This is a genomic window from Streptomyces sp. NPDC054786 (assembly GCF_053611685.1).
In genome coordinates this window covers 92,005-99,827 of the sequence record NZ_JBSHAW010000018.1, presented here as the reverse complement: position 1 = coordinate 99,827, position 7,823 = coordinate 92,005, and the positions used below count along the sequence as shown (strand labels likewise).

8 protein-coding genes are annotated in these 7,823 nt (G+C 67.4%); 1 reads left to right on the top strand and 7 read right to left on the bottom strand.

Annotation, left to right across the window (positions count from 1 at the left end; translation table 11 throughout):
- Window positions 1-84: 84 nt before the first annotated feature.
- The 7 genes from ACWGI6_RS17045 to ACWGI6_RS17015 all read right to left on the bottom strand — a co-directional run bounded on the left by ACWGI6_RS17045 (window position 85) and on the right by ACWGI6_RS17015 (window position 7,178).
- Window positions 85-1,062 carry a class I SAM-dependent methyltransferase gene (locus ACWGI6_RS17045; protein ID WP_453268247.1) on the bottom strand — a complete coding sequence of 326 codons (978 nt, stop codon included), beginning with the start codon at window positions 1,060-1,062 and terminating at the stop codon, window positions 85-87.
- A gap of 103 nt (window positions 1,063-1,165) precedes the next feature.
- Complete coding sequence (locus ACWGI6_RS17040; RefSeq protein WP_453268246.1) at window positions 1,166-2,335, bottom strand: class I SAM-dependent methyltransferase; 1,170 nt, start codon at window positions 2,333-2,335, stop codon at window positions 1,166-1,168.
- A 15-nt stretch (window positions 2,336-2,350) separates the two neighbouring features.
- Window positions 2,351-2,734, bottom strand: a complete 384-nt coding sequence (locus ACWGI6_RS17035) for a Rieske (2Fe-2S) protein (protein WP_453268245.1) — start codon at window positions 2,732-2,734, stop codon at window positions 2,351-2,353.
- Complete coding sequence (locus ACWGI6_RS17030) at window positions 2,731-3,834, bottom strand: amidohydrolase family protein (protein ID WP_453268244.1); 1,104 nt, start codon at window positions 3,832-3,834, stop codon at window positions 2,731-2,733. Before ACWGI6_RS17030 ends, ACWGI6_RS17035 begins: the two co-directional genes overlap by 4 nt.
- A gap of 67 nt (window positions 3,835-3,901) precedes the next feature.
- Complete coding sequence (locus tag ACWGI6_RS17025; protein WP_453268243.1) at window positions 3,902-5,182, bottom strand: helix-turn-helix domain-containing protein; 1,281 nt, start codon at window positions 5,180-5,182, stop codon at window positions 3,902-3,904.
- A gap of 632 nt (window positions 5,183-5,814) precedes the next feature.
- Window positions 5,815-6,384 (bottom strand): hypothetical protein, encoded by a 570-nt coding sequence (locus tag ACWGI6_RS17020; RefSeq protein WP_453268242.1) that lies wholly within the window; start codon window positions 6,382-6,384, stop codon window positions 5,815-5,817.
- Window positions 6,381-7,178: a thioesterase II family protein gene (locus ACWGI6_RS17015; RefSeq protein ID WP_453268241.1), complete on the bottom strand. Its 798-nt coding sequence runs from the start codon at window positions 7,176-7,178 to the stop codon at window positions 6,381-6,383. Before ACWGI6_RS17015 ends, ACWGI6_RS17020 begins: the two co-directional genes overlap by 4 nt.
- A 155-nt stretch (window positions 7,179-7,333) precedes the next feature.
- Here ACWGI6_RS17015 and ACWGI6_RS17010 point away from each other — a divergent pair, with 155 nt between their 5' ends.
- A complete protein-coding gene (locus ACWGI6_RS17010; protein ID WP_453268240.1) occupies window positions 7,334-7,678 on the top strand; it encodes a hypothetical protein in 345 nt (114 codons plus the stop codon).
- Window positions 7,679-7,823: the final 145 nt, after the last annotated feature.

The following is a 7,823-nucleotide window of genomic DNA, read 5'->3' as shown; positions in this document are numbered from 1 at the left end:
CGGGGGTGGTGCACTTGGCCCCGTGCGTCTCCGCCGTCGCCCCCCACCGAGACGCGCGCCCCCCCCACCCCCGGGCACCGGGGGTCAGCCGGTGATCGGTTCCAGTTCGAAGATCACGCTGTCCGCCGGCGTCTCCACTCGGTGCTCGGCGACCAGCCGCCAGCCGCCCTCCTCGAACACGCCGCCCCACTCCTCCAGGGTCGGCAGATAGACGCCCATCATCCGGTGCGCCACCTCGAAGCCCAGGGTGAAGACCGGGACTTCGCTGTCCGGGATGGTGGTGGTCCGGGCCGTGTCCCCGAGCAGGAACCGCCGGACATTGGGAAAGGCCGCCCGTAGCCGCTGCAGCGAGGCCACGCAGTTGTCGCGCGGCCACAGGTCGTGCCCCATCAGGAAGCTCGTCAGCAGGTCGACATCGGCGAACTCGGCATGCGGAGCGGGCATGGCGGCGTCGTCCAGGATGAACGAGATCCGGTTGTCGAAGCCCACGTCCCGGACCGCCTGCCTGGCCACGCCCAGGGCGCCTTCGGCGATGTCGATGCCCAGCCCGGTCGCGTCCGGTTTGTCGCGCAGCACGCTGATGATCCGCTCGCCGCTGCCACAGCCGAGGTCGGCGATCTTCGTGAACTCCAGCTTGCCCACGACCTCGTGGAAGACCGGGTCGAAGAAGTTGGCGTTGATGTCCCGGCAGGCGACGGCTATCGCGGAGGAGTCGCGCCGGTAGAACTGACCGACCCGGTTCTCGTTCCGCAGCACCGCAGGCATGTCGGCGAACAGGGGCGCACTGCCCCGAGACAGCCAGTGGTAGAAGGCCTTGGCCCGGAAGACCTCGGCGAAGTTGGCGTCGGGGAGCACCATTCCCGCCCTCCGCTGCACGATGCGCACGCTGGCCAAAGCCTGGAACATGCCCTCCGTCGCCGACGGGTCCAGCCCTTGGCGCTCGGCGAATTCGGCGGTGTCGAGCTTGTCGTGGTCGGCGAGCTCGTCGAGCGCGCCGACCTCCCACGCCGCGCCGATCGCGGACGAGGCGACGGTGGCGTTGAAGATATCGGAGCCGGTCATTCTCGGCGCCCCAAGCACCAGGTTTTCAGTCACGTCCTTGCCTCCAGATGAGGATGGGATACAGCAAGCAGGTAGAGCCCACTCGGCGAGCCCGCCGGGTGTGTCATACGGCGCGTCGGGCGAGCAGAATGCGGTGCATCGGGGTATCGACCAGCCCCGTTCGGCGCAGGCCCGCCCGCTCGAGCCACTGGTCGTATTCGGCAAGCGAGAAGGAGTCACCGCCGCCGGTGACGAGCATGGACGCCGAGAACAGACGGAAGAACCGGTTATGGCTCGACTGCGGATCGCTGTCGTCGTCCACGATGTGGTCGACGATGGCGACCACCCCGTCCTTGCTGACCGCCTGCCCCGCCCGGTGCATGAGCTCCTGGGCACCATCGGCGGTCTGCAGATGGAAGATGTTGACGAGCAGGACGAGGTCCTGGGCGTCGGGCCACGGCTGGTGGAAGAAGTCCTGGGCGGTCGGGCTGAACCGGTTGCCCACACCCAGCCGTTCGGCCTGCTCCGTGGCGATGGGCACGATCCGGGGGTCATCCAGGCCGGTGGCCGTCAGTGCCTTGAATCGCTGCAGGAGCAGCTGGCTGTAGATGCCGGTCCCACAGCCGATGTCCAACATCGAGCGAGCCGTCTCCTCCTTCCAGTCGGCATCCGTCAGCAGCCCCGCCAGGGCCTCGACGATGGGCGGCGCCCAGAAGTTGATGCCGCGGGCGACCGACTCGTAGTCCTCGGCCGAAAGCTGGTTGGCGCGGTAGGCGCCGGACTCGTCCCGGGCGGGGTGCTTGACATGCTGAGCCAGGTCGCGCCAGGCATTCCAGCCGATGGCCCGGTCGTATCCGATCCGGCCCGCCAGGCTGTACAGCCCGCCAGGCAGCAGGCAAGCGGCCATACCGTCGGCGAGCCGGTACCGGTGACCCCCCTCGCCGGTGCTCTCCCGATACACGATCTCGTAGCAGGACAGCCCGTCCAGCAGCACCCGTACGCCCAATGGGTCGGCGTCCAGGCGCTCGGCCAGCTCGGCCGCGCCGGTCGGCCCGTCGGCCAGGGCGACGAAGACCCCGAGGTCGAACGCCGCCTCGATCAAGCCCGGTGCGAACATCGCCACCAAGTGCTCATAGACGCGGTGCGAAGCCCGTACAACGGCGCTGTCCCGGGGGTCGCCGATCAGTTTCGTGCTGTCGACCAGACGTGGCAAACGCCCGTCCGGCGGAGAAGCTGCGCTCTCCGATGCCTTGCCGTCTTCTTCGGCGCAGGCGGGAGTGTCCACCGTTGTCATCGATCCCCACTCGGGTTAGACGTAGACCACGACCGTGCCGGCCTCGACCGCCACTTCGTAGGTGGCGGACCGGGAACGGCCCAGCTTCACCACCGGGCAGCCGGTGCGCGCATCGATCTCGTAGTTGTGGAAAGGGCACACGACCACCCAGCGGTCGGGGTCGGGCATGTGCCGACCGTCCGGTCCTGCCTGCCACATCCGCTCCAACTGCCCGAGGGAGAGCGAGGCCCCGTGGTGCGGGCAGTAGTCGGACATGGCCCGGAACTCGCCGCCCGGGAAGGCCGCCACGAGGATGCGGCGCTTGCCCGTCGTGAACAGGCGCATGTGACCGGGGGGCAGTTCGCCGGTCGGGCACACCTCGTGGCGGGTGCGGTCGGAGGCATGCGCAGTGGCCGTCATTGTGCGTACTCCCCGATCCGGTAGAACTTGGCGGCGTTGTCGTAGAGGATTTTCTGCTTCAGCTCGGGGGAGAAGCACGAGGGAAGTGAGCGCTCGGGGCTGTCGGAATCCCAGTGCGGGTAGTCCGAGGAGAACATCAGGAACTCGTCGGTGCCGACCATCTCGAACATGTCCAGCAGGTGCTGGGGGTTGTCCGGGTTCTCCATCGGCTGCGTGGTGAACTTGACCTGCTCGCGGATGTATTCACTGGGCAGCCGCTTGACCCAGGGGATCTCCCGGCGCAGCGCGCGGTAGTTCTTGTCGAACCGCCACATCAGGTGCGGCAGCCAGGTCCAGCTGGACTCGACCATCACCACCCGCAGCGTGGGGAACTTGTCGAACACCCCACCCGCCACCAGGCTGATCAGCTGCGACTGCCACGCCTGGGCCGCCGCGGTGTGCCATTCGATGAAGTACGGCGGCAGGCCCACCGCGGTCTCGGTGGTGGTGCCGTGGTGGAAGCCGATGGCGAGGTCGTGACGTACGGCGGCCTCATAGATCGGGTGGTAGAAGTCCCGGCCCAGGGTGTCATGGGACATCGCCGGCAGCATGATCTGCACGATGCTCGGATGAGGGCCGATCCGGTCGATCTCCGCGACGGCGGAGGCCGGGTCCTGGGCCGCGATGTGCATACAGCCCAGGAGCCGTTCGTCCTTGCGCAGCCACTCCTTGATCAGCCAGTTGTTGTAGCCCCTCGCGATTGCCGTGGCGAAGTCGGGCTGCACCTTGAACTCGGTGGGGTAGAGGAGGCCGGTGAGCACGGCGTACTTGATGTTGTACGGGTCGAGGTGCTGCTCCCTCATCATGTTGAGGTCGCCGCCCGCGCGCTCACCGGGAGTCCGGATGGTGTCCGGTCTGGCCACGCCGCCCGTGGTGGGCCAGGTGTAGGGCAGATGGGTGCCCGTCCAGTTGTTTATATGGATTCTGCTCCGGTAAGGCTCTTCGATGTAGAAGAGGAATCTCGGTCCGGAGATCATCTCGTGTACGTCGGTATCGATGACAGAGGTGAGTTGCGGAGCCTTCTCCGCTTCCTTCTCCGGCCCAGCTGTAATGACCGTCATGAGGTCTCCCCGTACTTAAGGAAAACGCGGCGAGGAAAGATGAAAAACGGTGTGGATACGCAGCTGCTCAGGCGGAGACCGCGCCGGCGTACTCGCGCATCATTCCAGAAATTCGGTAGGCGTACTGATGGTTTCGCCTGACCTGAATCGCGGAAAAATCCACCAGATCCGAAAGTGCGTCGATGGTCCCGGACTTGGTTTGTTCGCCGTCGGCGCTCTCCAGAACATCACGGATGGAGAACTCGTCGGGCAGGCTCGACAATTGCCGCAGCACACTGCGCTGGCAGCCATCGAGCAGGCCGTAGGCCCAGGCGATGCTGCGGTGCAGCGAGCGCCCGTGCGAAAGGCCACCCACGTCGTCCTGGTGGAGCATGGGCAGCACCGACTGCCCGTCGATCAGGATGCGCAACGGGACCGAACGCAGACGGAACGCAGCGTGCTCGAGGGCCAGCGGGATCCCGCCGAGCTGCTGGCACAGCTCCACCACGTCCGCCACCTGGTCGCTGAGGTCCAGCGTCGGGACCGCGGTGTGCACCCGACGGAAGAACAGTTCGGCGGCCGGCGGGTAGCCGCCGGTGCCCTCCGTCCAATCGCAGGACAACGGCGCCACCTCCCACAGGTCGGCGGGCAGCAACGTCGGCGCGCGCAGCGAGGTGATCAGGATGTGCAGGTCCGGATGCCGTGCGAGCAGTGCCTTCACCTCGGCGGTGACCGCGTCGAGCAGGTGCTCGGCATTGTCGATCACCAGGAGCATCTCCGGCCCCGTCCCCGGGGAGCCGCCCGTCACGACGTCCGTGGGGATGACCTGGTCGATGAGACGGCGAACCTCGGCTGCGGCACGGGCGTCCACGTTCTCCGGAGCGAGCGAGCCCAGCTCCAGCACCGCCACGCCGTCCCGGTAGCGGGGCAGCATGCGGGCGGCGCATTCCAGCGCCAGCCGGGTCTTGCCCACTCCGACGGGCCCGGTGAGGATCAGCGGCCAGCCCCGGCGCAGCGTGGTCATCATGTGCGCCAGGTCGGCCTGCCGGCCGATGGTCATCTCCGTCTTCGGCCGGATGCCGGTCCATTTCGCGTCGGTCGGAACCTCCACGGCATCGGTCAGCAGATCCAGCTCGAAGCCCGGCAGAAACGCTTCGACCGAGAGGTCGGAACGGCCCAGGTACGGAACCAGGGAATCGTTGTCTGCGGTCGCCGACCGCAGGGCCTCCAGCAGCAGCCCTACCGAGCTGCGGCGCGGGTTCTTGATAGCTCCTGTTTCCAGGTTTCTGATCGTGCGTACGCTGACGTTGGAGCGCTCAGCTAATTTCTCCTGACTCCAGCCGACCAGTTTTCGGCGAGTCACAAGCATGATGCCGAGCTGACTACTGTCCATTACTATTCACTTCTTGCCCCCGCACTGTAAGTGAGAAATCCTGCGCGCCAACCGATATGAATTGGTCAAACCCCGAAAGGTAGGGGAATTCATTGATCGATGGCGGCCGGCATCGCCTCAGAGGCGTGTAGGACTCGCTTGAGTGCCGCACTCCCCCGTTGGCAAGGCAGATCTTAGACCCGAACAACCGTTCCCAAGCAAGCGCCATTGCGGAATGTTTACCTTCATTGGGCCAACTTGAACGTACCGCGTCCGCCGCCTCGTACGCCAGGCCTACGCTGCAGACAGCAGCTATGGCACCGATCCGATTTCCCTCGGTTGCCGGGGCGGAAGAGTAATTGCCGGGACCGGCAACTTCTCCTTGAATCCCTTTAGGTAATACCTCGTAACGGTGTGTGATGCCTCGGGGCGTGGGCGGGTTAAGGGCCGTCCCGTAATCCCCGGCGGATCGGCACACGGCGTCAGATGCACTGCGTACTCCCCCGCCTTAAGGGCGCGGGGGCACCCGCACCGCTCACTCCGTCCCGGCTCTTCCACTGATGCACGGATGCCGAGCTGCATCGCAGGGCGGAGGGACGTCCGGGTGCTCCACGGGACGGCCGAGAAAGTCAGCTCGCTGTTTCCGCGCCGTTCTTCTTGACGGCCGCGGAGGACGGCCCATGAGCGCCCTGCTCGGTGATGCCGGGAGCGCGACGGAGCATGATCCACTGTTGGGCGGCCAAGGTGACGCCGACACTGAGCCAGATCCCGGTGCCGTTGAACGGCTCGCCGAAAAACACCCCGGCGATCGCGCCGAGGACGAGCCGTTCCAGCAGGTTGCCCACCCACAAGATCATGGTGGTGCGATTGCCCTTGCGCAGCAGCCGGCCCGTCTCATCCCGCCACATCGGCATGGTGAGGCCCCGGTAGTAGCCGAACCCGAAGGAGAAGGCCAGGCCGATGACGAGGAACGTGATGCCGGAGACGGTCGCCTCGCTCGGCCCGGGGGGCAGCAGACCGCGCAGGCCGAGCAGCACGCACCACAAGTACGTCTGCGCCCTGACCTCACGGGCGTTGAACTGCGAGACGATCACGATGGCCGTGATGACGAGAATGACGGCCACGTTGATCAGGATCAGCACCGTGTCGTCCATCGGCGGGTGCTGTGCGGCCAGGAGCCAGGTCACGGAGGAGGTCATCGATTTACCTCGTGCTCGTTGTCGGGCCGGAAGGCCTCGGGCAGGGCCCTGCCAAGGGCGTCCAGCACGCCAGCGGGATCCCGCTGGGGAAAACCGTGACTGCCAGGCAGGAGGGTCAGGGAGTACTCGCCCGCCGCACAGGCGGACCAGTGGTGTAGCTCGGCCGTCGGCACCACCGGGTCGTCGACGCCTCCGAGGACGTGCAGGGGGGTGTGCAGCGGCACGGGGGGCGTCACCACGTAAGACGCGGCCAGCGCGAGGTCCCGGCGCAGTACGGACAGCACCTGACGCAGGAATTCGGGGTGGTCGAACAGCTCCCTGGGCAGGGCGTCGTGGCCCGCGAGCCACCGCAGCAGCCCGCCGTCGTCGGCCTCGTGGATCCCCGCAACAAGCGTCCGGTGCGGGGCGCGTGCCGCCGCAACTGCCGTGGCAAGGGGGACGGGGCCGCCGCGCTCCTGGAGCAGGCACGTGAGTTGATAGGCCAGGAGACCGCCCAGACTATGACCGAAAAGCACGTACGGCAGCTCCAGATCCGGGGCCAGTCCGTCCAACAGCTGTTCGGCGAGTTCCTCCAGGGTCTCCGGCAGCGGCTCATCGGCGCGGGTGCCGCGGCCCGGCAGCTCCACCGGCACCAGCTCGATCCCGGACGGCAGCAAGTCCCGCCAGACGCTGAAGGAGCCCGGCCCGGCGCCGGCCTGAGGTATGCAGATGAGCCGCGTCCGCGGCCGCGTCACGCTGACGCGTCCCAGGACCCAGGAGGCCGACGACCGTGTCGGCGAGGCGCCGCTGTTCATGACCGTCATCGTAGGTGGGTGATCGGGGCCTCCCCAGGCAATGGGGCGGCAATCAGCCTGCCGGAACGCCGAGTTCCGGCGGTCGCTGCTACTTGCCGAGACGTTGCCGGAGCCCCTGCCTGGAGCCGGGCCGCCCCGCTGGCGAGGATCCTGTCATGACTGACACCGCGACCGCGCTCGACGCCGCCTTCGTCCCCGACGTGATCGGGAAGCTGGTCCACTGCCTCGCCCCTGCCAAGAGGGACATCACACCGAACACCAAGTTCATCAGCGACCTGGCCTACCACTCTCTCGCGATGGCCGAGTTGGCCTACATCATCGAGGACCTCTTCGAGCTCGACACCCTGCCGTACGAGCAGACCATGCGGCTCGAGACGGTCCAGCAAATAGTCGACCTCGTCCAAGAGCATCTGCAGGCCGGCGGGGCCACCATGCCGACCGCCGAGCAGGTGCACATGACCCTCGTGCCGCACGGCGGAGACTGGCCGCTCGCTGCCTGAGCACCGGCACACGGCCCGCCCGCGCGCGGGCGGAAGAGCAGGTCGGCCATCTGAACCGGCGGCGGGCCCGCCCGGCGGGCGGCCCCCGGGGTCCGCCCCGGCGGCGCCCCCCCCGGGGCAACCCCGCCGACCGGCCCCCCCCAGA

Excerpts from the sequence above, each read along its gene's own strand:
- ACWGI6_RS17045 (WP_453268247.1), bottom strand. The coding sequence starts at position 1,062 with ATGACCGGCTCCGATATCTTCAACGCCACCGTCGCCTCGTCCGCGATC.
- ACWGI6_RS17040 (WP_453268246.1), bottom strand. The coding sequence starts at position 2,335 with ATGACAACGGTGGACACTCCCGCCTGCGCCGAAGAAGACGGCAAGGCA.
- ACWGI6_RS17035 (WP_453268245.1), bottom strand. The coding sequence starts at position 2,734 with ATGACGGCCACTGCGCATGCCTCCGACCGCACCCGCCACGAGGTGTGC.
- ACWGI6_RS17030 (WP_453268244.1), bottom strand. The coding sequence starts at position 3,834 with ATGACGGTCATTACAGCTGGGCCGGAGAAGGAAGCGGAGAAGGCTCCG.
- ACWGI6_RS17025 (WP_453268243.1), bottom strand. The coding sequence starts at position 5,182 with ATGCTTGTGACTCGCCGAAAACTGGTCGGCTGGAGTCAGGAGAAATTA.
- ACWGI6_RS17020 (WP_453268242.1), bottom strand. The coding sequence starts at position 6,384 with ATGACCTCCTCCGTGACCTGGCTCCTGGCCGCACAGCACCCGCCGATG.
- ACWGI6_RS17015 (WP_453268241.1), bottom strand. The coding sequence starts at position 7,178 with ATGAACAGCGGCGCCTCGCCGACACGGTCGTCGGCCTCCTGGGTCCTG.
- ACWGI6_RS17010 (WP_453268240.1), top strand. The coding sequence starts at position 7,334 with ATGACTGACACCGCGACCGCGCTCGACGCCGCCTTCGTCCCCGACGTG.